Origin of the sequence: Cohnella boryungensis (assembly GCF_042651945.1) — a bacterium.
Taxonomy (GTDB): domain Bacteria; phylum Bacillota; class Bacilli; order Paenibacillales; family Paenibacillaceae; genus Cohnella; species Cohnella boryungensis.
The window spans coordinates 45,601-69,955 of the sequence record NZ_JBHSED010000040.1; the positions used below are offsets into that span (position 1 = coordinate 45,601).

General features: G+C 56.5%; 23 protein-coding genes. 20 read left to right on the forward strand and 3 right to left on the reverse strand.

Annotated elements, in window-relative coordinates; translation table 11 throughout:
* The first annotated feature begins 15 nt into the window (after positions 1–15).
* On the forward strand, positions 16–1,473 hold the full coding sequence (locus ACFO1S_RS18820; RefSeq protein WP_204601110.1) for a polysaccharide deacetylase family protein: 1,458 nt from the start codon (positions 16–18) through the stop codon (positions 1,471–1,473).
* A gap of 1,091 nt (positions 1,474–2,564) precedes the next feature.
* Here the strand turns inward: ACFO1S_RS18820 and ilvD are convergent.
* Positions 2,565–4,235, reverse strand: coding sequence for a dihydroxy-acid dehydratase (gene ilvD, locus ACFO1S_RS18825; protein ID WP_204601111.1), 1,671 nt, complete (start codon positions 4,233–4,235; stop codon positions 2,565–2,567).
* 190 nt (positions 4,236–4,425) lie between these two features.
* On the reverse strand, positions 4,426–5,088 hold the full coding sequence (locus ACFO1S_RS18830) for a 3'-5' exonuclease (RefSeq protein ID WP_204601112.1): 663 nt from the start codon (positions 5,086–5,088) through the stop codon (positions 4,426–4,428).
* A gap of 203 nt (positions 5,089–5,291) precedes the next feature.
* Between ACFO1S_RS18830 and ACFO1S_RS18835 the strand changes: the two genes are divergently transcribed.
* The 3 genes from ACFO1S_RS18835 (at position 5,292) to ACFO1S_RS18845 (ending at position 8,471) form a co-directional block, all read left to right on the forward strand.
* A complete protein-coding gene (locus tag ACFO1S_RS18835; protein ID WP_204601113.1) occupies positions 5,292–6,737 on the forward strand; it encodes a type I restriction-modification system subunit M in 1,446 nt (481 codons plus the stop codon).
* Positions 6,727–7,962, forward strand: coding sequence for a restriction endonuclease subunit S (locus ACFO1S_RS18840; protein ID WP_204601114.1), 1,236 nt, complete (start codon positions 6,727–6,729; stop codon positions 7,960–7,962). The genes ACFO1S_RS18835 and ACFO1S_RS18840 overlap by 11 nt, the downstream gene beginning before the upstream one ends.
* Positions 7,963–8,024: 62 nt before the next feature.
* Entirely contained in the window at positions 8,025–8,471 is a 447-nt protein-coding gene (locus ACFO1S_RS18845; protein ID WP_204601115.1) for a tellurite resistance TerB family protein, read from the forward strand.
* A gap of 118 nt (positions 8,472–8,589) precedes the next feature.
* Here ACFO1S_RS18845 and sigK read toward each other — a convergent pair whose 3' ends face one another.
* Positions 8,590–9,291 carry an RNA polymerase sporulation sigma factor SigK gene (sigK, locus tag ACFO1S_RS18850; protein ID WP_204601116.1) on the reverse strand — a complete coding sequence of 234 codons (702 nt, stop codon included), beginning with the start codon at positions 9,289–9,291 and terminating at the stop codon, positions 8,590–8,592.
* A gap of 180 nt (positions 9,292–9,471) precedes the next feature.
* Here sigK and spoVAC point away from each other — a divergent pair, with 180 nt between their 5' ends.
* The 16 genes from spoVAC to ACFO1S_RS18930 all read left to right on the forward strand — a co-directional run bounded on the left by spoVAC (position 9,472) and on the right by ACFO1S_RS18930 (position 24,260).
* Complete coding sequence (gene spoVAC / locus ACFO1S_RS18855; RefSeq protein WP_204601117.1) at positions 9,472–9,984, forward strand: stage V sporulation protein AC; 513 nt, start codon at positions 9,472–9,474, stop codon at positions 9,982–9,984.
* Positions 9,968–11,008, forward strand: a complete 1,041-nt coding sequence (gene spoVAD / locus ACFO1S_RS18860) for a stage V sporulation protein AD (protein WP_378127342.1) — start codon at positions 9,968–9,970, stop codon at positions 11,006–11,008. Before spoVAC ends, spoVAD begins: the two co-directional genes overlap by 17 nt.
* Positions 11,005–11,355: a stage V sporulation protein AE gene (gene spoVAE / locus ACFO1S_RS18865; protein ID WP_204601118.1), complete on the forward strand. Its 351-nt coding sequence runs from the start codon at positions 11,005–11,007 to the stop codon at positions 11,353–11,355. Before spoVAD ends, spoVAE begins: the two co-directional genes overlap by 4 nt.
* Positions 11,356–11,537: 182 nt before the next feature.
* Positions 11,538–12,491, forward strand: coding sequence for an AAA family ATPase (locus tag ACFO1S_RS18870; protein ID WP_204601119.1), 954 nt, complete (start codon positions 11,538–11,540; stop codon positions 12,489–12,491).
* Between the two features lie 2 nt (positions 12,492–12,493).
* Positions 12,494–13,735, forward strand: a complete 1,242-nt coding sequence (locus tag ACFO1S_RS18875) for a DUF58 domain-containing protein (RefSeq protein WP_204601120.1) — start codon at positions 12,494–12,496, stop codon at positions 13,733–13,735.
* Positions 13,732–15,954 carry a transglutaminase TgpA family protein gene (locus ACFO1S_RS18880; protein WP_204601121.1) on the forward strand — a complete coding sequence of 741 codons (2,223 nt, stop codon included), beginning with the start codon at positions 13,732–13,734 and terminating at the stop codon, positions 15,952–15,954. The genes ACFO1S_RS18875 and ACFO1S_RS18880 overlap by 4 nt, the downstream gene beginning before the upstream one ends.
* Positions 15,955–16,098: 144 nt before the next feature.
* Complete coding sequence (locus ACFO1S_RS18885) at positions 16,099–16,644, forward strand: YqeG family HAD IIIA-type phosphatase (protein ID WP_204601122.1); 546 nt, start codon at positions 16,099–16,101, stop codon at positions 16,642–16,644.
* Entirely contained in the window at positions 16,625–17,743 is a 1,119-nt protein-coding gene (gene yqeH / locus ACFO1S_RS18890) for a ribosome biogenesis GTPase YqeH (protein WP_204601123.1), read from the forward strand. The genes ACFO1S_RS18885 and yqeH overlap by 20 nt, the downstream gene beginning before the upstream one ends.
* A gap of 42 nt (positions 17,744–17,785) precedes the next feature.
* Positions 17,786–18,631, forward strand: a complete 846-nt coding sequence (gene aroE / locus ACFO1S_RS18895; RefSeq protein ID WP_204601124.1) for a shikimate dehydrogenase — start codon at positions 17,786–17,788, stop codon at positions 18,629–18,631.
* A 107-nt stretch (positions 18,632–18,738) separates the two neighbouring features.
* Positions 18,739–19,032, forward strand: a complete 294-nt coding sequence (gene yhbY, locus ACFO1S_RS18900; RefSeq protein WP_204601125.1) for a ribosome assembly RNA-binding protein YhbY — start codon at positions 18,739–18,741, stop codon at positions 19,030–19,032.
* A 23-nt stretch (positions 19,033–19,055) separates the two neighbouring features.
* Positions 19,056–19,643, forward strand: a complete 588-nt coding sequence (nadD, locus tag ACFO1S_RS18905; RefSeq protein ID WP_204601126.1) for a nicotinate (nicotinamide) nucleotide adenylyltransferase — start codon at positions 19,056–19,058, stop codon at positions 19,641–19,643.
* Positions 19,633–20,214, forward strand: coding sequence for a bis(5'-nucleosyl)-tetraphosphatase (symmetrical) YqeK (gene yqeK, locus ACFO1S_RS18910; RefSeq protein WP_204601522.1), 582 nt, complete (start codon positions 19,633–19,635; stop codon positions 20,212–20,214). The genes nadD and yqeK overlap by 11 nt, the downstream gene beginning before the upstream one ends.
* 3 nt (positions 20,215–20,217) lie before the next feature.
* Entirely contained in the window at positions 20,218–20,562 is a 345-nt protein-coding gene (rsfS, locus tag ACFO1S_RS18915; protein ID WP_204601127.1) for a ribosome silencing factor, read from the forward strand.
* A complete protein-coding gene (locus ACFO1S_RS18920) occupies positions 20,559–21,500 on the forward strand; it encodes a CvfB family protein (RefSeq protein ID WP_204601128.1) in 942 nt (313 codons plus the stop codon). Before rsfS ends, ACFO1S_RS18920 begins: the two co-directional genes overlap by 4 nt.
* 150 nt (positions 21,501–21,650) lie before the next feature.
* Positions 21,651–22,439, forward strand: a complete 789-nt coding sequence (locus ACFO1S_RS18925) for a class I SAM-dependent DNA methyltransferase (protein WP_204601129.1) — start codon at positions 21,651–21,653, stop codon at positions 22,437–22,439.
* Between the two features lie 210 nt (positions 22,440–22,649).
* Positions 22,650–24,260: a helix-turn-helix domain-containing protein gene (locus ACFO1S_RS18930; protein WP_204601130.1), complete on the forward strand. Its 1,611-nt coding sequence runs from the start codon at positions 22,650–22,652 to the stop codon at positions 24,258–24,260.
* Positions 24,261–24,355 lie beyond the last annotated feature (95 nt).

Sequence of the window (24,355 nt, forward strand, 5' to 3'; positions counted from 1 at the left end):
GATGGTGGGGAAGGCATGGAGCTCATTCTTTGGCTCGGTTTTTATTTTTTGACTTTTTATGCGATTTTGCCGGCGGTCGTCAGCCGAATTTTCGGCTTCAGGGTATTTATGAAAGGCAAGTCGGCCGATGCCGTGGCCTTGACGTTCGACGACGGACCCGATCCCGAATATACGCCGCAGCTTCTTGATCTGTTGAAGAGCCATGGAGCCAAAGGCACGTTTTTCCTCGTAGGCGAGAACGCGGAGAAGCACCCCGAGCTCGTCGCGAGAATTCATCGGGAGGGGCACGTTCTGGGCATCCACAACTACGTCCATCATATGAACTGGTTTCTGCGCCCTAGCACGGTGAAGCGGCAAATTCGCCAGACGTCGGATCTGATCGAGAGCATTACGGGAGAGAAGCCGATGTACTACCGGCCTCCCTGGGGAATCGTGAACGTCTTCGACTATTCCAAGCTGGGACATCTGCAGATTGTACTCTGGACCTCGCTGTTCGGCGATTGGAGAAAACGGATTGGGGCAGACAGGCTGTATCGCCGAATGAAGCAGAAGCTGAAGCCCGGGCAAGTCTTCCTGCTCCACGATTGCGGAAGCACGTTCGGCGCCGATCGCGACGCCCCGGCGAATACGATTTCCGCGCTCTCCAGAATATTGGACGATGGCCGCAAGCGGGCATACCGGTTTATCGGAATCGACGAGATGATCGCCATTACGGAGCAGGCCAAGCGGAAAAAGAAGAAGAAGGATGCGAATTTGAGAGAGAACGGCGAGCGCGGCCGCAAAGCGTCCATCGGTCCGTTCAAGAAGCTTGTCGTCGGCCTGTGGATGGCATGGGAGAAGCTGTTTCACGTGTTGTTCCGGCTGCATCCGGTCGGAGACGCGCATTTCTTCAATTATCGCATTCGCAAGTACGCCGGCCCTTCGCTGAAGCTTCGGGACAATTATGAGCTGCATTCGGGCGATCGCATCATGGAGATTCATTTCGAGAATCAGATGCTGTACGAGATAGGCATGAAATCGAAGACGTCGCTGCAGCTGGCGATCCGCATCATTCGCGAGATCGAGAGAGTGCTGCCGGATATGGCGAGGGAGCTGTCTACCGCCCCGCACGGAGACCAAGTGAAGGCGCTCTACGGGGTGTCGATGATTCATCGGGGCTCGGAAAGCCTCGGCTTTGAGACCTTCGATCTGCCCAAAGGCTTGTTCAGCCGGATGACGAATATGTATCTTCGCTTCATGATTCGAATTATCCATCCGTCCGGTCGGCAACGAGTTCGGGAGCATGCCGATTCGCTGAATCCGCGCATGCTGATCATGGAGAGAGAGACGTTATTGAAGTGGGCGGACGATTCCCGACCGACGCGCAGAGTGGGACGGGATCGCGCAGGCAAACAATCGCAATCCCCTGCTTCGGAGGAGCATTCCGAAGCCGCAGCGGAATACGATGATACGTCGTTCGGCAGGCTTGTCTAGCCGGCAGGGATACGAGTTGGAAGAGCATGGATAAAGGCGCCGGGAGGTTGTTCCCGGCGCCTTTATTTGTCGTGTGCGCCCGGCATGGGCGATAACTAGGTGGCGAAAGTCCACTACAGGCTTGGCAGTAGGAGCTGTTAGCTGAAGGCAAGGGAGTCGGCCGTGAGACCGAATCTGAAGGAAGCTGAGGCAAACCCTCGGTCTGACGAACAGATAATCACATAGAAGGCATGGTGAGACGGACGAGCTTGCACACCAAAGCAATTTCAATACTGCCCGAATCTCATCATGTAGATGTGGCAGATGGATGAAGGGAAAGTTATCGCTCTTATCCGGGGAGGTCTCGCAGACTTGGAGTAGGATAAAATCCGTAAGACGGAGTAAAGCTTGCTGGAAGAAGTCAGCAGAGGCCATAGTACACGAGCTGCGACAGCGGAGAGCGGAAAGGCTGAACAATCGTAAGTCTCGAGTACAGACTGAAAGGTGAGTCGATGCGATTAAAGCAGAATACCGAAAGGGCTGCCGGCAATGGGATAGCTTGGAACGCGACGAAACTAATGCCCGCCCACGCCCCTCACTCTCGCGCGTTAGTTCGCTTTTACATAACTAATGCCCGCTCACGCCCCTCTCTCGCGCGCATTAGTTCACTTTTACATAACTAATGTCCGCTCACGCACCTCACTCTCATGCGTTAGTTCGCTTTTACATAACTATTGTCCGCTCACGCCCCTCACTCTCGCACGTTAGTTCGCTTTTACATAACTAATGCCCGCTCACTCTCCCCAAACTCGCGGACTAGTGCGCTTCTACATAAGGTTGCAGGAGCGCGGAGCATCGAAGCTCGGGAAGGAAGAGAAAGAGACGCAGCAGACGACCTGATGGAACGCATACTGAACAGAGACAATCTGAACCGAGCGTACAAGCACAACCACGGATGAGAGTGTACATCTGGAAACAGTACAAAATCCGCCACGGACCCAAGGACGGCAAAGCCGGTTTTACTCGGCGGCAGGAACCTCCCTCTGCATAAGAAGAGGCTGCAACAAAGGTCAGACAAGACCTTTCGTTGCAGCCTCTGGGATCAGATAGGCTTAGAACTTCATAACTCCGCCTTGGCTTGCATTGGTGACCATTGCGGAATAACGGGCCAGGTAGCCGCGTTTGATCTTCGGTTCGAAGCCTTTCCATTCGGAGCGACGGCGTTCCAACTCCTCATCGCTGACTTCGAGCTTGATCGTACGATTGTTCATATCCAGTTCGATCATATCGCCATCGTGAACGAATGCGATCGGTCCGCCTTCCGCCGCTTCAGGCGAAATGTGGCCAATGGCGATTCCGCGGGAGGCTCCCGAGAAACGGCCGTCGGTAATCAAGCCGACCTTGGTGCCCAGCCCCATCCCGACGATCTGGGAGGTCGGCGCGAGCATCTCCGGCATGCCGGGTCCGCCCTTAGGCCCTTCGTAACGAATGACGACAACATGACCTTCCTTGACTTTGCCTTCCGCGAGTCCTTGCAGCACCTCGTCCTGGGAGTCGAAGCAGATTGCAGGTCCCCGATGATATCCGCCGACGGATTTGTCGACTGCGCCTACTTTAATGATCGAGCCGCCTGGAGCCAGGTTGCCGAACAGTACGGACAGACCGCCTTCCTTGGTGTGCGGATCGTCAATCGGACGAATAACGGAATGGTCGGTAATCGTCGCGTCGGCGACGTTCTCGCGAAGCGTCTTCGCGGAGACGGTCAGCACTTCGCCGTTTAATGCGCCTTCCTTCTTGAACAGCTCGTTGATAATCGCGCTTACGCCGCCCGCATTGTGCAAATCTTCAATGTGGTGATCGGAAGCGGGAGCCAGCTTGGACAAATAAGGCACGCGCTTGGCGACTTCGTTGATTCGTTCGATCGGATATTCAATGCCGGCTTCGTGAGCCAGGGCCAGCGTGTGCAGAACCGTATTCGTGGAGCCGCCCATCGCCATGTCGAGCGCGAAGGCGTTGTCGATGGAATCGAGCGTAACGATATCCCGCGGCTTGATGTCCTTCTTGATCAGCTCCATAAGCTGAGTGGCGGATTTCCGGACGAAATCGCGCCGCTCGGGAGCGACGGCAAGAATCGTGCCGTTGCCGGGAAGGGCCAAGCCGAGCACTTCGGCGAGGCAGTTCATGGAGTTGGCCGTGAACATGCCGGAGCAGGAGCCGCAAGTCGGGCAGCCGTATTGTTCGAGCTCGGTCAGGCTTTTCTCGTCGATCTTGCCTGTCATATAAGCGCCGACGCCTTCGAATACGGACGTGAGCGAGATCGCGCGGCCATCGCTTGTACGGCCGGCTTTCATCGGTCCGCCGCTGACGAAGATCGTCGGAATGTTGACGCGCAGGGCGGCCATCATCATGCCTGGCGTAATCTTGTCGCAGTTCGGAATGCAGACCATGCCGTCGAACCAGTGGGCGTTTACGACCGTCTCTACGGAGTCGGCGATAATCTCCCGGCTTGCCAGAGAGTAACGCATGCCGATGTGGCCCATCGCGATGCCGTCATCTACGCCGATGGTATTGAATTCGAAAGGAACGCCGCCCGCTTCGCGAATCGCGTCCTTGACGATTTTGCCGAATTCCTGCAGATGGATATGTCCGGGAACGATATCAATGTAAGAATTGCAGACTGCAATGAACGGTTTGCCGAAATCCTCTTCTTTAACGCCGGCTGCGCGCAGCAAGCTGCGGTGCGGTGCGCGGTCGAAGCCTTTGGTGATCATGTCTGAGCGCATTTTTTTATTTGCCAACTGTAGCCCCTCGCTTTCGGTTAAACCGGAATGTCATATGCTTGATTTTAGCACAGATGCGGACGGCTTGACCAGAACGGCTTGGCATCCAAAGTCTGTGCGGCGTTGAACAGCGCGGCCCGGCAAGACAGGCAGGTGCGCTTCCAAAAAAGGTAGCCCCGGCGTCTGGCCGAGGCTACTTGCTTGAATCCGTGAAGAGATTGGCCAGTCCTGCGAACGGCAGATTCTCGTAATGCTCCGTCTTGTAGACGACTTCGCTTTCGATCTGCGTTTCATCGCTGAGCTTGTTGCGCCGGAACTGAAATTGATCGAATAGCTTCACGAGAATGCGGGCTGTGTTGATCGCATCGTCCATGGCGCGGTGATGCGTGCCGTTGAACGGAATCTCCAGCATCTCCAGAGCGGGCTTGAGCCCCATTTGCTGGTGTTTCTCCAGCTTATACACTTTGGAGAGCATTTTCTGCAGGTTGTTATGGTTGATAATCCAGTCGGTGGAAATCTGCTGCTGCCTGCACTCCTGAACAAGCTGCCGCTGATCGTCGGGTCCCCAGGCGCATAGAAAATATTCTTCAGGCCCGATCCACTCGATGAAGCTGCGGACGACTTCCGGAAGTGCGCCGGCTTCGTTGACGTCCTCTTGTTTAATGCCCGTGAATTCAGTAGTGTCGACCGTCAATTGAGGCACGATGACGGGCTTGACGAACGCTTGAAAAGTTTCAAGGATTTGCGGCTCGCCGTCGGCCAGGCCGACTTTGGCGGCTCCGATCTCGATGATCTCGGCAATCTGGCCTTTCTTGCGTCGGACGGTCATCTCCAGATCATAGACGATAATGGTCACTTCATGCACCTCTAGAACGTGGCAATAATAATTGTCGTACCTTTGTTATTATAGACCTCCTCTTGGCATTTGTCAGTCTGGAAAATAAATGCCCGCTCCGGCGGCACGAAGGAAGGGCAGGGAATCCGGCGGCATTGTCGAATTGTACGAAAGGAGTTGCGAGAACGGCGAACGGTTCTGAACAAACGGAGGACAAGCGGAACATGACCAAGGGAACAGGACTTGCAGGCATGGAAAGCAAGCTGTGGATGGCGGCGGACAAGCTGCGCGGCAGTATTGCGCCTACCCGCTACAAGGATATCGTGTTGGGTATTCTTTTCTTGAAATATATATCCGATCGTGAAAAGAGAGATGAGAACAAACGGCCGAAGTCGTTTCGGGTGCCGGAGGAAGCGCGATGGACGTATATTATGGAGCGAGCGGACACGGCCGAGATCGGCTTCACGCTGGATGAGGCTTTCCGCGCAATTGAGCGGGGCAACAAGCGGTTGTCCGGCGTTCTGCCCATTCGGTATTCAGGTGAAGAACTGGACCCGCGTAGAATCGGCGAGGTTGTCGCGGTAATAGACAGCTTCGACACGCTGACGATCGAGGAGGACGCGTTGGGACGGGTATATGAATATTTCCTGGGAAAGTTCGCATCGCTCCTTGGCCAGGGTGACGGAGAGTTCTATACCCCGGACGGCGTGGTCAAGCTGCTCGTCGAGATGATCGGGCCCGTCTCCGGGACGCTCTACGACCCTTGCTGCGGCAGCGGGGGAATGCTCGTTCAGGCGAGCCGGGCGGTTCAGGCGCAAAGCGGACGTATCTCGAATCTGTCGGTATTCGGACAGGAGATGAATGCGGCTACGAGAAGACTTGCCATCATGAACCTGACGGTGAGAGGGGTGGAAGCGGATTTAGGGCGAACCAACGGAGATACGCTCCGCGCCGATCAATTCATGGACCGAAAGTTCGATAATATTCTGGCCAACCCTCCGTTTAACGTCAGCGATTGGGGACAGGAGAGCCTTCTGGAGGACCCGCGCTGGCAATGGGGGGTGCCGGCGAAGGGGAACGCCAACTATGCCTGGTTGTCCCATACGTTGGCCAAGCTCGCTCCCTCGGGCGTGGCCGGGATCGTGCTGGCCAACGGCTCGCTTACTTCGCGCATATCGGGAGAGGGCGATCTCCGCCGGGAGATGATCGAGCGGGATAAGGTGGACTGCATTGTGTCGCTGCCCGATAAGCTCTTCTATACGACCGGCATCCCGGTCAGCCTGTGGTTATTCCGCAACGGAAAGCGCCGGAAGGGAGAGGTGCTGTTCCTGGACGCCCGCAGCCGAGGAACAATGGTCAACCGCAAGCTGCGGGAGCTGGAAGAGACGGACATCGGCGAAATTGCAGGCGCTTATCACCGGTGGCTGGCCGATTGCAAATATCAAGATAAAGCCGGCTGGTGCAAGTCGGCAAGTATCGCGGACATTCGGGAGAGAGACTATCTGCTTACGCCCGCGCGCTATGTCGGCGTGAAGGAGACGGAGGAGGGAGAGCCCTTCGGGGAGAAGATGGACAAGCTGGTGGCGGAGCTGGCCGAGCTGATGAGCCAAACTCCGATATTGGATGAGCGAATCAAGAAAAGTCTGAGGGCAATCGGCTATGAGCTATGAGCGCAGAAGGCTTGGCGATGTGGCGCTTAAGATCGGCAGCGGGGCGACGCCGGCAGGCGGAGAACGGGTTTACCGCCGGACTGGCGTAGCGCTGATTCGAAGCATGAACGTGCGGGATTATCGCTTTACGCAGGAGGGGCTGGTTTACCTGGATGCGGAGCAGGCCGGCAAGCTTCGCAAAGCCGAGGCGTTGCCCCGGGATGTGCTGCTTAATCTGACCGGAGATTCCGTGGCCAGATGCTGCATGCTTGGGGCAGAAGAGCTGCCCGCTCGCGTGAGCCAGCATGTCGCCTTCATTCGCGTCAAGCCGGACAAGGCCGATCCGGCATATGTAATGTACGCTTTGCTTCATCCCGGTACGAAGGAGGAATTGCTTTCCCTGGCATCGCAAGGAGGCACTCGCAAAGCGCTGACGACAAGAATGCTCGAGAATGTGGAGCTGCCGCTGCCCGCGCTGCCTCTTCAACGGCAAATCGCCAACGTGCTTTCCTCCTTCGATGAGAAAATTCGGCATATTGCCCAGATGAACGAGAAGCTGGAGCAATTGGTCCGGGTCGTATATGCGCAGTGGTTCGGCTCGTTCGATTATCCGAACGCAAAGGGGAAGCCTTACAGATCCAGCGGGGGCAGCATGATCTACTCCGAGGAGCTGGAGAAGGAGATTCCCGAAGGCTGGATAGCGGGCCGACTTGGGGATATCGCCGCTGTCGATAAAGGCAAACGCCCCCTCCGTCAAAGCCCCGTCAAAACAGAGAAATATCGCTATCCTCTCGTCGCTTCGGGCAGCTCCAGAGCGTTTGTTGACGAGGCGCTGTATCGGGAGCCTGTCCTGGTCGTGGGCCGCGCCGGGACGCTGGGGGTCATCCAGCGGTGCGCCGAAGCCTGCTGGCCGTCCGACAATACGCTTGTCGTGCAGAGCGATCGGTACGAGTATGCTTACCAATTGCTGAAGGACATCGATTATGCCGGTCTTAACCGTGGATCGACGCAGCCGCTGATTGCGGGATCGGATCTGAAGCGGACGCCTGTAGCGCTGCCGCCCCCCGATATCGCGGAGAAATTCGAGCGAATGGCCGGAGACTGGCTGGCCGCTTGCGAGCGGAACAACAAGGAGGCCGCCGCACTGGCGGCCGCAAGGGACGCGCTGCTGCCCAAGCTGCTGTCCGGAGAAATCGATGCCGGTACGCCGGGGCGGGCGAGGGTGTCGAATTTGATCGAGACATAGCGATAAGGTACAATAAAACCATCACAAAAACTATTGATTCATTATGATGGAGGAATGGGAAGATGAGCACTTTTTCGCAAAAGCTGGCTTCTATGCGCCAAGGTCTGAAGGACCAGGTAACGAAATTCAAAAACAAGGATTTCATGGACGCCGTCGTGGCGGGCTGTGCTATCGTCGCCGCGGCTGACGGCAAAATCGACAGCTCGGAGAAGCAAAAGATGGCCGGTTATATTAACCATAACGAAGAGCTGAAAGTGTTCGACATGTCCAAAGTCATCGAGCGTTTCAACCACTTTACGAGCAATTTCGATTTCGACGCCATGATTGGCAAAGCGGAAGCGATGAAGCCCATCATTAAATTCAAAGACAAGCCGGACGTCGCAAGGGTCATTGTCAGCGTATGCTGCGCGATCGGCGCTGCCGACGGCGACTTCGACGAGCAGGAGAAAGCCGTCGTCCGGGAAATTTGCCGGGCCGTAAACCTGACTCCATCGGATTTCGGTCTGTAGCACGCAAGCGGGTTACGAGATATCCATTAAAAATTGAGCTTTATCAATCCGAGCATGCGGTCGAGGACGACCCGCATGCTTTTTTGCATGGCGCTAGCCTTTCGCAAGGCGCGCGGAATCAGCGCTTCGCCTTATAAAACTCATGGTACAGCTTCATTAAAGCCCGCTTTTCAATGCGCGACACGTAAGATCGGGATATGCCCAGCTCGCGCGCGATTTCTCGCTGCGTTCGTTCGTCTCCGCCGCCGTCTAGGCCGAACCTTCCCCTAATCACCTCTTGCTCGCGATCGTCCAAGATGTCCAGATTGCGGTAGATTTTGCTTTTCTCAATTTTGAGCTCCACCTTGTCGACGACCTCGTCGACCTCTGTGCCGAGAATATCCTGAAGGGTGATTTCATTCCCCTCTTTATCCGTTCCGATCGGATCGTGCAGGGAGACATCCTTTCTCGTTTTTTTCAACGAACGCAGATGCATCAGAATTTCGTTCTCGATACAACGGGCCGCGAATGTCGCTAGCTTCGTCCCCTTGTTCGGCTGAAAACTCTCGATGGCTTTAATGAGACCGATCGTCCCGATAGAGATCAGGTCTTCCAGGTCCTCTCCGGTGTTGTCGAATTTCTTGACGATGTGGGCGACAAGCCGCAGGTTATGTTCGATAAGCAGGTTGCGGGAAACGGGGTTCCCCTCCGCGAGCCGCGACAGATGCAGCGCCTCTTCCTCATCGGTCAGAGGCTGCGGGAAAGCGTTGTTCTTTACATAGGAAACAAGCAGGGACAGCTGCTTCAGGAACAGGGCAATCGAGGTGATAAATGCGGGCACGGGAAGGCCACCTCCGTATTCGGGTTCGGCTTGCGCCAGAGAAGCATTACCATTGTATGTAGGTTTTCGCCCAACCGTGCCTGTTCGAACGGATTAAAGTCATTTTGTCGAATGATAAAGCCCGACTGCGGGAAATAATGAAGAGACCATGCTTCGCGATTTTCCATGGAGGTGTTAGAGATGGCTGTAAAAAGCGGCGGACGCGGTCAGGGGTCTTACAAGCCTGTATCGATGTCGTCCAAGGAGTATCAGGCGTTCGCCAAGGCGCGCGAGCCTTCCCGTTCGGTCTGGACGAATTGCTTGAAGGCTTTTCTGGTGGGGGGAATCATTTGCACGATCGGGCAAGGCGTCACCCAGTTTTTTATTACGGTGTTCCATATGTCTTCCAAGGACGCGAGCAACCCGACCGTGGCGGTTATGATTTTGCTGGCGGTAATTCTGACAAGCTTCGGGGTCTACGATAAAATTGCGCAGTGGGCGGGAGCGGGCAGCGCCGTGCCGGTAACGGGCTTCGCCAACTCGATGTGCTCGGCCGCCATCGAGCATCGCAGCGAAGGGCTCGTATTGGGCGTAGGCTCGAACATGTTCAAGCTGGCGGGCTCCGTTATCGTATTCGGGGTTGTCGCTTCCTTTATCGTGGGGATCGTCTACTGGGTGTTCGGAATCGGGGCGTGGCATGATACTACAGGGTAGAAGGTCATGGGTTTATGAGCAGCCGCCCGTCATAGTCGCAACCGGCACCGTTGTCGGGCCGGACGAAGGCCAGGGACCGCTGGCTTCCGATTTCGATCTGGTTCATCCCGATCTGGAGATGGGCCAGCCTTCCTGGGAGAAATCCGAGAGGTTGCTTATGGAGCAAGCTACGGAAATTGCGCTTGAGCATGCAAAGCTTTCCAAAGACAAGCTGAATTTTTTTGTCGGCGGAGATTTGATGAATCAGATTATCAGCACCTCCTTCGCGGTTCGTGCGCTGGAAGCTCCCTACATCGGCATGTTCGGGGCCTGCTCCACCTCGATGGAATCGCTGGCCGTCGCCTCCCTTATGATCGCTTCGGGCGCGGCGGACTATGCGATGGCGGGCACCTGCAGCCATAACTGCACGGTGGAGAAGCAGTTCCGCTATCCGACGGAATACGGCTCCCAGAAGCCGCCGACGGCCCAATATACAGTGACGGGGGCGGGAGCGTCCATCGTCGCCCGCAGCGGCGAAGGACCGGTTATTACCGCAGCCACAATCGGCAAAGTGATGGATTTGGGCATCAAGGACCCGTTCAACATGGGAGCCGCGATGGCGCCGGCGGCCGTGGATACGATTCAGGGCCATTTTCAGGATACGGGAAGAACGCCGGGCTATTACGATCTGATCGTGACCGGGGATTTGGCCGGCGTCGGCCATCCGCTCGCGCTAGAAATGCTGGGCCGCAACGGCGTCCCGATGGAGCAGACGACCTTCCGCGACTGCGGATTGATGATCTACGACGTAGAGAAGCAGAAGGTACAGGCGGGCGGCAGCGGATGCGGATGCTCTGCGGTCGTCACTTACGGACATCTGCTGAAGCGAATCCATAAAGGCGAGCTGGGGCGAATTCTTGTCGTCGCCACCGGAGCGTTGCTAAGTCCGCTGTCCTACCAGCAGGGAGAAAGCATTCCTTGCGTAGCCCATGCGGTCGCGATCGAAGCGGGGCATTCGAAGCGGCAAGGGGGTGCAAACAGATGATCTATTTATGGGCGTTTGTCGTCGGCGGAGGCATCTGCGTCGTCGGCCAGCTGCTGTTCGATGTCGCCAAGCTGACGCCGGCGCATACGATGTCGCTGCTGGTCGTAACGGGGGCGCTTCTGGACGCGGTTGGCTGGTATGATCCGCTTGTCGATTTCGCCGGCGCGGGAGCCACCGTACCGATTACAAGTTTTGGCAACGCATTGGTGCACGGGGCGTTGACCGAGCTGCAGGAGGTCGGCTGGATCGGCGTCATTACGGGCATATTCAGCATTACAAGCGCAGGCATATCCGCTGCCATCGTGTTTTCCTTTCTGGCCGCGCTGGTCGTCAAGCCGAAGGGCTAGACCCGCAGCAGCGCCGGCTCCATACGGTCGCCAACAGCCAAACAGCCAGTCCCGAAGGGGATTGGCTGTTTCTCTATTGTTTTTTGGAAGAAACTAAAATTTACGGTGCAATCCAAATTCCGGTATAATGGGAATGACACCATAAAAATGACATCAAAGTAGAGTCCATAGGAGGATTAGAAATGGATCAACATACCGCGATGCAGCTTTTGGATCAAATCAAGTTCAACATGGAATCCTGCATTTACGGCAAACGGGAAGAAATCGCTTCCATGCTAACGGCAATGCTTGCAGGCGGGCATGTGTTGATCGAGGACGTGCCGGGCACCGGCAAAACGCAAATGGTTAAGGCGTTGGCCTTGTCCATTGGCGGCGTATTTCATCGCATTCAATGCAATCCGGACTTGTTGCCGACCGATATTACCGGCGTATCGATCTATCATCCGAAATTGGAAGAATTCGTATTCAGGCCGGGACCTATCATGGCGAACCTTCTGCTGACGGACGAGATCAACCGGGCGACGACCAAAACCCAATCGGCGCTTCTGGAGGCCATGGAGGAAAGAAGAGTGTCCGTGGACGGGGAGACGCATAATCTGCCTCATCCCTTTATGCTGTTCGCCACTCAGAACCCGATTGAATTCGAGGGCACGTACAGCTTGCCGGAGGCGCAATTGGACCGCTTCCTGATGAAAATCAAGCTCGGCTATCCGGATGAAGCTTCCGAGAAGCGACTTGTGCTGGAGCCGGGAGCCAACCGGTCGGCCGAATCGTTAAAGGCGGTGGCGACGGTGGAGGATGTCGCCCAGATGCAAAAGCTGGCGGAAGGCGTACATCTGGAGTCTACGGTGGCCGATTATTTAGTTGCGCTGATTCGCGGCACGCGCCAGCACGGCTCCGTGCTGCTCGGCGCCAGTCCGCGTGCGGCGGTGGCGCTGACCTCCGCGGCCAAAGCCTACGCCTTCCTGAATCATCGGGGCTTCGTTCTGCCCGACGACGTGAAGGCGATGGCAGGCCTGGTGCTGGGGCATCGTCTTCATCTGAAGTCGGAAGCGCGCATGCAGGGCGTAACGGCCGCGCAAGTGCTGCAGGACGTTCTTCGCACGCTTCCCGTTCCCGTAGGGATGGAGCGCTGATCATGGCGCGGCTGCATGTTCCCCGCGCTTGGTGGTTAAGCGCGATCCTGTACGTTACCGCACTCTTTTATCTGCTTTTCCAGGGCGGCAAAACCTCGCTCATGCTGTTCGTAATATTAAATGCGCTAGGCGTTTACTTGATGCTGGGGCGCTGGAGCGGCATTGGCGGGGTGCAAGGTTTTCGCGTGACGGAGACGGGGGAAGGACATTCGGCGTTCATGACCGCAGGCATGCGCCTTAGAGTGAAGCTCCGCATGCAGATTCCGGGTTACTGGCCGCTTCCTTATGTGATTGTGCGGGAGAAGCTGATTCGATCTACCGGCGGAGAAGCCCAGCTATACGAAATGTCCTTCGTGCCCGATTATCGTCGCAGGGGAGAAGTGCAATTCGAGACGGCGCCTCTGCGGCGGGGCCGGTATCAATTCCAGCAGACCGATTGCTCGACGCGCGATATCTTCGGCTTGTTCGAGCATCGGGGCTCCTTCCAGCAGCCTCTGCATGTTCAGGTGCTGCCCCGAACGATAGCCCTGAAGGACTGGAGACTGTTCCGGCGCTCGCAGCGGGGCGTATTCCATCACACGTTCACCTCCTTATGGGCAAGAGAAACCACGCAGATCGACGGGGTGCGCGAATATATCCACGGGGATCGTCTTTCGAGAATTCATTGGAACGCGACGGCGAAGACGGGACAGTGGAAGTCGAAGGAGTTCGAGCGCGAGGCGCTCCCGAGAATCGTATTTGTGCTGGACCGGAACAGTTCGGCCTATCTGCACCCGGATCAATTCGAGTTGGCGGTGTCGGTCGCGGCCTCGATGCTCGAATTGACGATTGCCAAAGGAATGCCGATTGGTTTCGTTTCCGCAGGAGAGAAAACGAACTGGTTCGGCGAGGGACGAGCTCCCGTGTCCCGAAGCGAGGTGCTGCAGCATCTGGTCGACGTTGAAGCCGACGGGAAGCAGCCGCTGGGAGACATTCTCTGTCAGACGGCCGAGCGCTACGAGCCCGGCGTTCACGTCGTTGTCATCGGCTCGTCGGCGGACGATCAGACGGCTTCGGCCATGAGCGCGCTGGAAGGCAAGCGGATGGTTCCGAGCTTCGTTCATATCGGTCATGAGCGACTCTCGTCGGAAGCCTCGGCGAAGCTGCGCCATTGGCAGCTGCTGTGCCAATCGAAGCAGTGGGAGTACGTGAGCGTATCCGAGCTGGAGAAGCTTCCCCATGCGCTAGGGGAGGTGTCGGCATGATCGGGCTGCTGAAGGGCCGGCTGTGGCGGCACATCGTGCTGGAGAGACTGCATCGGCTGCTGGCGATTGTCGTTGTGCTTCAATTGATTCAATGCTTCTCCGAATATTGGTGGGAAGAAACCTACGCCATCGTTTACGGCACCTTGGCGGTTACCGCGGCAGCGGAGCTGCTTCTCTCGCGAATGCTATGGCTCAGGCTGCTTCTTCAGGCAGGGGCGGCAGCGGGAGTGATCGTATGGAAGGCTCCCGTCGAATGGCAGGGATGGCCGGAATCCTGGCGCTCCTGGGGGCAGTGGGGAGATTTTGTTACCGGGCATGCGGTGCAGTTCAGCCCCTTCTTCGAGCTGGCGGCAGGCGCCGTATTGGCCGTGCACGTGCTGGCATGGATCGGAGCGAGCAGGGCCGGAGCGGTGGCGGTCATCGTAACGACGATTGGCGGAATGGCGATTGCGGATTCCTTTTTTCCATTGGAATTATGGCACAATATTGCCTGGATTGTAACGGCCGGACTGGTATGGCTGGTCGTGCTTCATTTGCGTCAGCTGCAGTCGAGGCATCCCGACAGCTGGGAGGCGTTGGCCGAGAGGCCGCTGGATATCGCTTTTCCCGCCGTAGTGATCATTACGCTCGTGCTGCTTACGGGAATATTCATGCCCAGGGCTCCGGTCATTCTGGAAGATCCCTACACGATCTGGACGGAGGCGCAGGGGCGGGAAGTTCCCGTATTCTCCGGAGAAGGCGGCGTGCAGAAGGTCAGCGCGTCGGGAAGCAGCGGATCGTCCCTGTCCGGCTACAGCCGGGATGATCGCAAGATCGGCGGTGGATTCCAGTTCGATTATTCCCCCGTGATGACCATTTCGACTTCCCAAAGCAGCTATTGGAGGGGAGAAACGAAATCCGTCTATACCGGAAAAGGCTGGGGAGACCTGAAAGGCTCTCGGCTTGTGCAAGCTACGATAGGCCAGAACGCCGAGCCGCTCGAGCTTGATCCGCCGCGCGACAAGAACGTTCGGACGATCGAGGTCGTTCAGACGGTGACTGTAGAGCGCAAGGATAGACTGCCGGTGCTGTTTGCCGCAGGACCTGCGACCTCTATTACGGAGCTGCGAAGCGATAACAATGCCGGCTTGAGATGGGACGCCCGCGAGTGGGAGCTTCGCTGGGGCAAAACGGCGCGGGTTCAGAAATATTCGGTCATATCCGAGGTTGCCATTCTGGACGAAGAGGCGCTTCGCAAGATCGACACGGCCGAGGAGAGCAGCATCGATCTGACGCCTTATTTGCAGCTGCCGGACAGCCTGCCGAAGCGGGTAAGCGATCTTGCGGCTGAGCAAACGACCGGGTTGACAAGCGATTACGATCGCGCGAAGAAGCTGGAGCAATATTTGAAGCAAACCTATGCCTACACGAACACGCCGGATTTAACCCGTCAAACCGACCGGGCCAACGGGGATATCGTGGACGCCTTTTTGTTCGAGATTCAGGAGGGCTATTGCGATTATTTCTCGACCTCGTTCGTCGTCATGGCTCGCTCGATCGGACTGCCGACCCGCTGGGTCAAAGGGTATGCTACCGGATACGACGCCAGCGCGGCGGAGCGAGCCCGCTTCGGCGGACCCGAGCAAATTCCCGATCCGTCGGGAGCGGGAACGTATACGGTTCGCAACGCGGACGCGCACTCGTGGGCGGAGGTTTATTTTGAGGGCTACGGCTGGATTCCGTTCGAGCCGACCTCCGGCTTTACCGTACCTCAGCCCCGTCCTGCCAACGAGCCGTTGGAGCTGAATACGAACAGCCCTGCGGAGACGGCTTCCATGGAAGCCGAGACAGAGGCTGCCGGCGGCAATTGGCTGACGATCGCAGTGATCGCGGGCGTTGCTCTGGTCGCGGCAGGCGCTGCGGTGTTCTTCGCAAGAAGCCATCAAGCGAGGCGGCTGTGGAGCCATATCCGCAATAGAGGCGCTACGCCGAATCAGCGCGTCGTCAGAGAGATGGAGCGTTTGCTGTCCTTCCTGCAACGAAAGGGCTTGCGCAGGGAGCCGCATGAAACGATCCGGGAAAACTTCGGGCGGCTGGGACACAAATTCGCGTCCCTGCGAAGCGAATTCGATGGAGCATTAACCTCGTTCGAACGGGCCCGTTACGGGAATGATTCGAGGGAGACCGATCTGCTGAATAGCTTCAACGAAGCGGCGGAAAAAATCCGCAGATCGTTATAGGAAGCCGTAGTGCCGGATTGATCGTAGAATAACTGGGGAAAGCGCGGAATTTTTCCGAGCTTTCCTGTTTTTTTGCAAGGTACAATGGGGTATGGTATATTTTGAGGAAGATTAGCCCTTTAGAGACAGGAGCAATTATTGAAGATGTTCAAGCGTTTGCTGCCCGATCAGATCGTCAACACGGTATTCGACATCGATCTGAATGAATTGCATTCCCAAGGCGTCCGCGGCATCATCACGGATCTTGACAATACGCTAGTCAGCGCCCACACCCCGCTTGCGACTCCCCAACTGCTCGGTTGGCTGGATTTGGTCAAGGAGCGGGGATTTCAGGTTGTTATTCTTTCCAATAATAACAAGACGCGCGTCAGCAAATTCGCCGAGCCTCTCGGCATTCCTTACATCCCTGCGGCCAAGAAGCCGGCGGGAGGAGCGTTCCAGCGCGCCCTGAGGCTGATGGACATCGCTCCTAAGCAAGCGGTGGTGGTCGGCGATCAGATGCTGACCGATATATTCGGAGGAAGACGGGCTGGCTTGCATACCATTCTTGTTACGCCCATCGCTCCATCCGAGGAAGGATGGACAACAAGAATGAATCGCAGAATCGAGAAGATCGCCCTGGCCAACCTGCGGAAGAAAGGCCTATGGCCGCTGAAAGGAGGGGATTCGCATGACCATCGCTCCTCTTAAACCGCGTTGCGCCGGCTGCGGAATTTCCCTGCAAAGCGACGACCAGAAGAAGCCGGGGTATGTCCCGGCTTCGTCGCTTGATAAGGAAGAGGCCGTCTGTCAGCGCTGCTTCAGAATTAAGAATTATAACGAGAGCTCATCGATTACGGTCAATCAGGACGAATTTCTGAAGCTGCTTGGAGGCATCGCCTCGACGAACAGCCTGGTCGTTCATATTGTCGATTTGTTCGATTTTCAAGGCAGCTTGATTTCCGGACTGCAGCGCTTTGTGGGGAACAACCCGGTGCTGCTGGTCGTCAATAAAATCGATTTGCTGCCTCCGGTGACGAACTGGAATCGGTTGCGGAATTGGGTGCAGAAGCAAGCGCGCGAGGAAGGGCTTAAGGTCGTGGACGTCGTGCTGTGCAGCGCGCGCCGCAATATCGGCTTCGACCGGGTGGTCGAGGCGCTGAACGGTTATCGCCAAGGACGGGATGTATATGTCGTTGGCGCTACCAATGTAGGCAAGAGCACGCTGATCAACCGTCTGATCTCCGATTACAGCGATCTGAAGCGAGAGCTGACCGTATCCCGCTATCCGGGGACGACGCTTGACGCGGTGCATATTCCTCTTGATGACGGGAAGAGCATCATCGACACGCCGGGAATCGTCTATGCTTGGCGGATGTCGGAGATCGTAGCGCGCCAGGATCTGGCGGCTCTCCTTCCGGATAAGCCGCTTAAGCCGATGACCTATCAGCTGAATGCCCGGCAAACGCTGTTTATCGGCGCGTTGGCGAGATTCGATTTCGTGGAAGGGGAGCGTCAATCGTTCACGGTGAACGTATCGACCGGATTGTCCATCCACCGAACGAAGCTGGAGCGCGCGGACGAGCTGTATACGCAGCATCGCGGCGAGATGCTCAGCCCTCCGCGCGCGGAGGATCTGAACGATTTTCCCGAGTGGACCCGGCATCGGCTGAAGATTGCGCCGAATTCGAATCAGGATATTTTTATATCGGGATTGGGCTGGATTCAGGCCAACGGGAAGACGGGGGCGCTTGTCGACATTCATGCCCCGAAAGGGATTAAAGTGATGCTGAGAGACAGCATCCTATAGCCGTCGGTCTCTTATTCGCGGGAGAGGGGAAGCTAGGAACAGATGGATAGCTACACACTGCTGTACGGAGTCATCGGCGATCCCGTACGCCATTCCAAATCGCCCATCATGCTCAATGAGGCGTTCAGGGTGACACGCATTAACGGCGCTTACGCCGCTTTTCATGTTGTACCGGGATCGCTGGAGCAGGCAATTGCCGGTGTTCGGGGCCTTGGCTTCAGAGGCCTGAACGTCACGATCCCCCACAAGATTGAGGTCATGCGTTATCTTGACGAGGTTAGCGAAGGCGCGCGGGCGGCGGGAGCGGTCAATACGATCGTGAACGACAACGGCCGTCTGATTGGTTATAATACCGACGGGATCGGGTATGTTCGATCTCTCAAGGAAGAGGTCGAGCCGGAGCTGGCGGGCAAGACGATCGTGGTGCTGGGGGCCGGAGGCGCGGCAAGAGGGATTTTGTGGGCGCTCGCACAGGAGAACCCGGCGAGAATCCTCGTCGCGAACCGCACGGAAGCCAAAGCTGCCGAGCTCGCGGCTTCGTTCCCGCCGGAGCTGCGCATCTCTGCCGCTTCCTGGAGCAGCCTGCGCGACGTATGCTCCAGCGCCGATGTGGTAGTGAACACAACGTCCGTGGGTATGTTTCCCAACGTGGACGAGACGCCAATCGATCCCGAGTGGCTCAAGCCCGGGTCGGTGGCCAGCGACCTGATCTATAACCCGCTGAAGACGGCCTTTCTCCAGGAAGCGGAGAAGAGAGGCTGCCGTATTCACGGAGGGTTGGGCATGTTCATCTACCAAGGAGCATACGCCTTCGAATACTGGACCGGGCAGGCCGCTCCGGTCGACGAGATGCGCGAAGCGGTCTTGGAATCGTTAGGTCGTTCATAACGCGGAATGGATCGCAGCCTTCTCTGCCCGGCAGAGAGGATAGAGCAGTCTCGCAGCTTCAAAGAGCAGGCGGCGAGTCTACTACAATAAGGAAAGCAGGAGAAACTATGCTAACAGGGAAACAGAAGCGCTATCTTCGTTCGTTGGCGCACCACTTGACGCCGATTTTCCAAGTCGGCAAAGGCGGCACGAACGACAATCTGGTTCGCCATATCGAAGAGGCGATTGAAGTGCGCGAGCTGATCAAAATATCGGTGCTGAACAACAACGATGAGGATCCGCGCGAGATCGGAGCCGAACTGGCCGAGAAATCGCGATGCGAGCTCGTGCAGGTCATTGGCAAGACGATCGTGCTGTACAAGGAATCCGTCGATCACAAGGAGATCGTGCTTCCTAAATAAAGACGGCAGGGGGCGGGCACAGCATGCGCAAAATCGGATTGCTCGGAGGAACGTTCGATCCTGTCCACTACGGTCATCTGCTCGCCGCGCAGGTTGCGTTGGACGGATGCGGCCTGGACGAGGTGTGGTTCATTCCTACGAATGTGCCTCCTCACAAGCCTCAGCCCGGCGCGAGCTCGTCTCATAGAGCGACGATGCTGCAGCTTGCCTTAGCCGGCAATCCGGGTTTTCGAATCGAGGATATCGAGCTGCAGAAGGACGGAACCTCCTACACGATCGAGACCGTAACCGGCTTGCAGCATTCGTATCCCGAGCTGAGCTTTCTGTGGATTCTAGGCTCGGATATGATTCAGGATTTGCCGAACTGGCGGGAGATCGAGCAGCTCGCCGAGCGAATTTCCTTCATCGGACTGGAGAGGCCGGATCAGCCGAGCGACGAATCCCGTCTGCCCGACTTTATCCGCAGCCGACTGACGAGGGCGTCTATGCCTCCGATGGGCTTGTCTTCGACCGCCATCCGGCGCGCCCTCAAGACGGGACGTTCCGTTCGTTACATGCTGCCGGATCCGGTCATCGATTACATTCAAAGGAATGGCCTATATGAATCTTGACAAGCTGCGGGAAGCGACCCGCGGGCAGATGCCCGAAAAAAGATGGAAGCACACGCTGGGAGTCGTCGACACCGCCATTCAGCTGGCGAAGCGATATGACGGTGACCCGGAGAAGGCCGAGCTGGCAGCTCTGCTTCACGATTATTCCAAAGCGTGGGCGATCGGCCGGATGGAAGCCGTTATCCGCGAGCAGCAATTGCCCGCCGAGCTTCTGCTTCACGACAAGGAGCTGTGGCATGCGCATGTCGGCGCATGGGCGGTACAGACGGAGCACGGCATCGACGACGAGGAAGTGCTGGATGCGATCCGGTATCATACTTCGGGCCGGGAGGGCATGACCAAGCTGGAGAAAATCGTCTGTCTGGCCGATTACATCGAGCCGGGACGGGATTTTCCCGGAGTCGAGCAATTGCGCAAGCGGGCGAAGCACAGTCTGGAGGAGGCGCTGCTTGAGGCTTTCGATTCGACGATAGCGGTGCTTATAGAGCGAAGAAAACGTATTTTTCCGCTTACGGTAATGGCTAGGAACGATCTGATCGCACAGGTCAACTTGATGAAAGATGGAGGCTGAGACATGGCAGGCAACTCGCAACAACTATTGAAGACAGTCATTCACGCGGCGGAGGAGAAGAAAGCGCACGATCTCGTCGCCTTGAATTTACAGGGCATCTCGCTGGTGGCGGATTATTTCGTAATCTGCCACGGCAATTCGGATACGCAGGTGCTGTCGATCGCGACGGAAATTCGCAAAAACGCGGAGATGGCCGGCCACCGGGTTCGCCTGGAAGGCATGGATACGGCGCGTTGGGTGCTTGTGGACATGGGAGATGTGGTGGCTCATATTTTCCATAAGGACGAACGGGAATATTACCATCTCGAACGTCTCTGGTCCGACGCCAAAGCCGTGGAGACGGTATGAATCTGACCGCTGGAACCATACAGCACTTGTATGTTCGAAGAGAGGTATCCCCGTACGGCTGGTTTCTCGGCTTCGGCCGGGAGGACGGCCCGGAAGTGCTGCTTCCTTATGGAGAAACAGGGGGAGAACGTCTGGAGGTCGATTCCGAGGCTGACGTGTTTCTGTTCCATGACGACAAGGAGCGGATTACCGCTACGCTGCGCAAGCCGCTGATTACGCTAGGAGAAATGGCGAGGCTGGTAGTGGCGGATTTTCATCCGAGCTTCGGTTTTTTTCTGGAAATGGGAATCGGCCGCCAGCTGCTGCTGCCGCTGAAATCCTTTCCCGCGGAGCGGAAAAACGTTTGGCCGCAGCAGGGGGACGAGCTGTACGTCATCATGAAGCAGGACAAGGAAGGGCGGATGCTGGCGCGGCTGGCGAAGATCGACGATTTCGCGCCTCTCGTGTTCCGCGCGCCCTCCTCCTGGATGAACCAGTGGCAAGAGGGCTGGGTCACGGACGTGTTCCGGGACGGCGTATTCACGCTGGTGGAAGGCGGCGTTCTCGGCTTCGGAGCGCTTGGTTACATCAACGACGCCTCCATGGTCCACCCGCTCAGAATCGGCCAGAAGTTCAAGGCTCGCGTCACGCAGGTGCGCGAGGACGGTCGGGTATCGCTTAGCATTCGCGCAAGCAAGGAAGCCGGCCGGGTGGAGGATGCCGATCGCATTCTCGCTTTCCTCAGGGAGCGGCCGGGCGGCGCGATGCCGTATTCGGACCAGACAAGCGCCGAAGACATTCAGAGGCGCTTCCAGCTGAGCAAGTCCGCCTTCAAGCGGGCGCTCGGAAAGCTGATGAAAGAAGGGCTCATTACGCAGAAGGGCAACTGGACGCATTTGAAATCGGCGGAGGACGAGGCTGGAGATTCTTCCGTTTCCGCTACAGGGGAGTCGGAGTGAAACGCTCCGGCTTCCGTTTTATTTAACGATCAGATAGGAAAAGTTTCAGACTGTCTTATTCCTTAGCTGATCGCGCGATACAAAACGTGTGCCGCCGTACCCAAGGACGGCGAAGCCGTTTTTACTTGTATGGAGACAGGGGGGACCGGAATGCGTGCTTACCATCAATTCGCATCCGTATATGATCGCTTAATGGAGGAGATGCCCTATCCCGAGTGGTTGGGCTTCGCCCGCAAGTGCTGGGAGCGCTACGGCATTCCGAAGAAGGTAGTGGATCTGGGCTGCGGAACGGGCAATCTGACGATCCCCCTGGCCCGTTCGGGCTTTAGCGTGTATGGGCTGGACATTTCCTCCGAAATGCTGTCCGTAGCTCGCAGCAAGTGGGAAGGCTTGGGCAATCGGGCCGCTTACCGCGACGAGCCCGGGACCGTTCGATGGCTGCAGCAGGACATGCGGGAGTGGGAGCTGCCTTACGGAGTGGACGCTGTCATCAGCTTCTGCGATTGCCTGAACTACTTGACGGAGCCGGAGGATGTGACCGCAACGCTCCGCCGGACGTATCAAGGTCTGGAGTCGGGCGGACTATTTCTGTTCGATGTCCATTCTCCTAAGCAGCTGGAACGGTATGCGGAGGAGCAGCCGTTCGTCTACGACGAGCCCGACGTGGCTTACCTGTGGACCAGCGATTACGACGAGGAACGCCGGGAGATCGAGCACTCTCTGACCTTCTTCATTCGCGAAGAAACTTCTTCCAGAGGCAGCGGAGCATTGTACAGCCGCTTCGAGGAATCGCATGTACAGAGGGCGTATGACCCGCAATGGATTTCCGGACAGCTGAAAGCCATAGGCTTCGAACTGCTGCATCTTGTCGCCGATTTCGGCTGGAACAGTCCCGACGAAGAGTCGGAAAGATTGTTTTTCGTTGCGCGGAAGCCGTGAGGGCTCCGCCATAACATCCATTCAAACCACTTTGCTATAGAGTGGTTTTTTAGTTTTGGCGGAAATAGCCAAGGGGAGCAGGGGGATTCCGATGGGGGATATTCGAATATAAGTTGTGCATTCTTCCGTATTCGGGATAAAATCGGAACAAAAGCAATCGGCGGACATACCGGAGGGTATGAGCGCTAAGGGATTGCAGGGAGTGAAGCCATGCTTGCCATGACGGTTCTGAATCGTTTTTTATACCAGCTTAATCGGCTTCGACTCGTTCAATATCATAGCGGAGACGATGCTGGCGACCCATCCGGAGAGGGGCATACGGTTCTATTCGTAACGGAAGGGCGCGGAGATATTCATATCGACGGCGAGACGCATCCCTTGGAAGTCGGACACGTTTACTGTGCAGCCCCGGGACATCTATTGCAATTTCGCAATATACCAGAGCATTCGCTAGTCCGCGCCTACCGGATAGAATTTGAACGGTTCGGCTTAATGGAGCATTCCTCCGTTCACCGGTTGTTCCGTAAGCCGGGCTTTCATCTGGAATCCGGGGAAATTCGCGTCGCCGAACCGCATCGTGCCATGGCGCTGGCCGAAGAAATGATGAGCCTCAGCGTCGAGGAAGCGAGTCTGTTGGAAAATCGGTTCAGACAGCTGTTGGAAGAGCTGCTCGGACGAAAATCCGGGCAGGCCGACGGGCGGACGCCAACGAAAATTCAAGAAGCTATCTTGTATATGAAGGAACATTATTCCGGCAAAATCACACGGGATTTAATGGCCGGCATGTTGAAATTAAATCCCGAATATTTCTCGACGCTGTTCAAGAAGGAAACGGACGTCGGGTTCTCGGAATATTTGAACCGGCTTCGCGTCGAAAAAGCTAAGGAGCTGCTTTTTTTGTCTACGCGAGGCGTACACGAAGTTGCGCTTGAGGTCGGGTATACGGACGGTTTTTACTTCAGTCGTAAATTCAAGGAGCTTGCCGGAGAAACGCCGACCGCGTTCGCAGGACGGGAGAAAAGGATTGTCGCCTTGCAGCACTTGGGACATTTGCTTGCTCTGGGCGTAAAGCCGGTCGGCGCAGCACCGACTTATTTGACGAGATGGGGGATCGCGAACGACCGAATGACGGATATCGCTTGGATTAGCGAACAATTTCGGCTTGAAGATATCGCCGCGCTCAGGCCAGATCTGATCATTGTCCATCATCTGATCGACGATGAACAGCTCGAACGTCTTTCGTCTGTCGCCAGAACGGTTGTCGTTCCTTATAACAAGAGCAGTCCGCTGGCGCTTTTTTCATTATTTTCCGAGTTGCTCGGCAAGAAGAAGGAAGCGTCCGTATTTATGGAACGATTCAATCGCAAGGCGGAGAAAGCCAGACGGAGACTGGCCGACGCTATCCGCGCGGATCAGACGGTTGCCTATTACGAGATTTGGAAAGACCGCATTTGGCTTATGAGCGAAGCGAACGGCAGAGGCGTGGCCAACCTATATCATGCGCTGGGACTGGAGCCGCCTGCGGCTCTGAAAAGAGATGTTCTTGATCCGGGTATTCCGCTCAGTATAAGTATCGAAGAGCTTCCCGGCTATGCGGCCGATCATATGCTAGTCGGTGTTTATCGCAGCGAACAAGAAGCGGCATCCGATTCCGGTTGGTTCGAACAACTTCAGCAAAGCTGCGAATGGCGCGGGCTTCCGGCCGTCCTTCATGGTCGGGCGCGTTTTGTCGATCTGCATGCATTAGCGCCAAGCGATATGCTGTCGCTCTTTCACCAACTGGATTTGCAGGTCGATAGTCTGCTTACGCCAATCAAATAAAAGTACAAATCAAAACCCTATATTCTGAAATGGACGGTAGGGTAGCACAGTGCTACTCTTATATTTGATAATGATAATCATTATTATCATCAATT

Bases quoted from the DNA above. Each gene is read 5' to 3' on its own strand.
- ACFO1S_RS18820 (WP_204601110.1), top strand. From the start codon at position 16: ATGGAGCTCATTCTTTGGCTCGGTTTTTATTTTTTGACTTTTTATGCG.
- ilvD (WP_204601111.1), bottom strand. From the start codon at position 4,235: ATGCGCTCAGACATGATCACCAAAGGCTTCGACCGCGCACCGCACCGC.
- ACFO1S_RS18835 (WP_204601113.1), top strand. From the start codon at position 5,292: ATGACCAAGGGAACAGGACTTGCAGGCATGGAAAGCAAGCTGTGGATG.
- ACFO1S_RS18840 (WP_204601114.1), top strand. From the start codon at position 6,727: ATGAGCTATGAGCGCAGAAGGCTTGGCGATGTGGCGCTTAAGATCGGC.
- ACFO1S_RS18845 (WP_204601115.1), top strand. From the start codon at position 8,025: ATGAGCACTTTTTCGCAAAAGCTGGCTTCTATGCGCCAAGGTCTGAAG.
- spoVAC (WP_204601117.1), top strand. From the start codon at position 9,472: ATGGCTGTAAAAAGCGGCGGACGCGGTCAGGGGTCTTACAAGCCTGTA.
- spoVAD (WP_378127342.1), top strand. From the start codon at position 9,968: ATGATACTACAGGGTAGAAGGTCATGGGTTTATGAGCAGCCGCCCGTC.
- spoVAE (WP_204601118.1), top strand. From the start codon at position 11,005: ATGATCTATTTATGGGCGTTTGTCGTCGGCGGAGGCATCTGCGTCGTC.
- ACFO1S_RS18870 (WP_204601119.1), top strand. From the start codon at position 11,538: ATGGATCAACATACCGCGATGCAGCTTTTGGATCAAATCAAGTTCAAC.
- ACFO1S_RS18875 (WP_204601120.1), top strand. From the start codon at position 12,494: ATGGCGCGGCTGCATGTTCCCCGCGCTTGGTGGTTAAGCGCGATCCTG.
- ACFO1S_RS18880 (WP_204601121.1), top strand. From the start codon at position 13,732: ATGATCGGGCTGCTGAAGGGCCGGCTGTGGCGGCACATCGTGCTGGAG.
- ACFO1S_RS18885 (WP_204601122.1), top strand. From the start codon at position 16,099: ATGTTCAAGCGTTTGCTGCCCGATCAGATCGTCAACACGGTATTCGAC.
- yqeH (WP_204601123.1), top strand. From the start codon at position 16,625: ATGACCATCGCTCCTCTTAAACCGCGTTGCGCCGGCTGCGGAATTTCC.
- aroE (WP_204601124.1), top strand. From the start codon at position 17,786: ATGGATAGCTACACACTGCTGTACGGAGTCATCGGCGATCCCGTACGC.
- yhbY (WP_204601125.1), top strand. From the start codon at position 18,739: ATGCTAACAGGGAAACAGAAGCGCTATCTTCGTTCGTTGGCGCACCAC.
- nadD (WP_204601126.1), top strand. From the start codon at position 19,056: ATGCGCAAAATCGGATTGCTCGGAGGAACGTTCGATCCTGTCCACTAC.
- yqeK (WP_204601522.1), top strand. From the start codon at position 19,633: ATGAATCTTGACAAGCTGCGGGAAGCGACCCGCGGGCAGATGCCCGAA.
- rsfS (WP_204601127.1), top strand. From the start codon at position 20,218: ATGGCAGGCAACTCGCAACAACTATTGAAGACAGTCATTCACGCGGCG.
- ACFO1S_RS18920 (WP_204601128.1), top strand. From the start codon at position 20,559: ATGAATCTGACCGCTGGAACCATACAGCACTTGTATGTTCGAAGAGAG.
- ACFO1S_RS18925 (WP_204601129.1), top strand. From the start codon at position 21,651: ATGCGTGCTTACCATCAATTCGCATCCGTATATGATCGCTTAATGGAG.
- ACFO1S_RS18930 (WP_204601130.1), top strand. From the start codon at position 22,650: ATGCTTGCCATGACGGTTCTGAATCGTTTTTTATACCAGCTTAATCGG.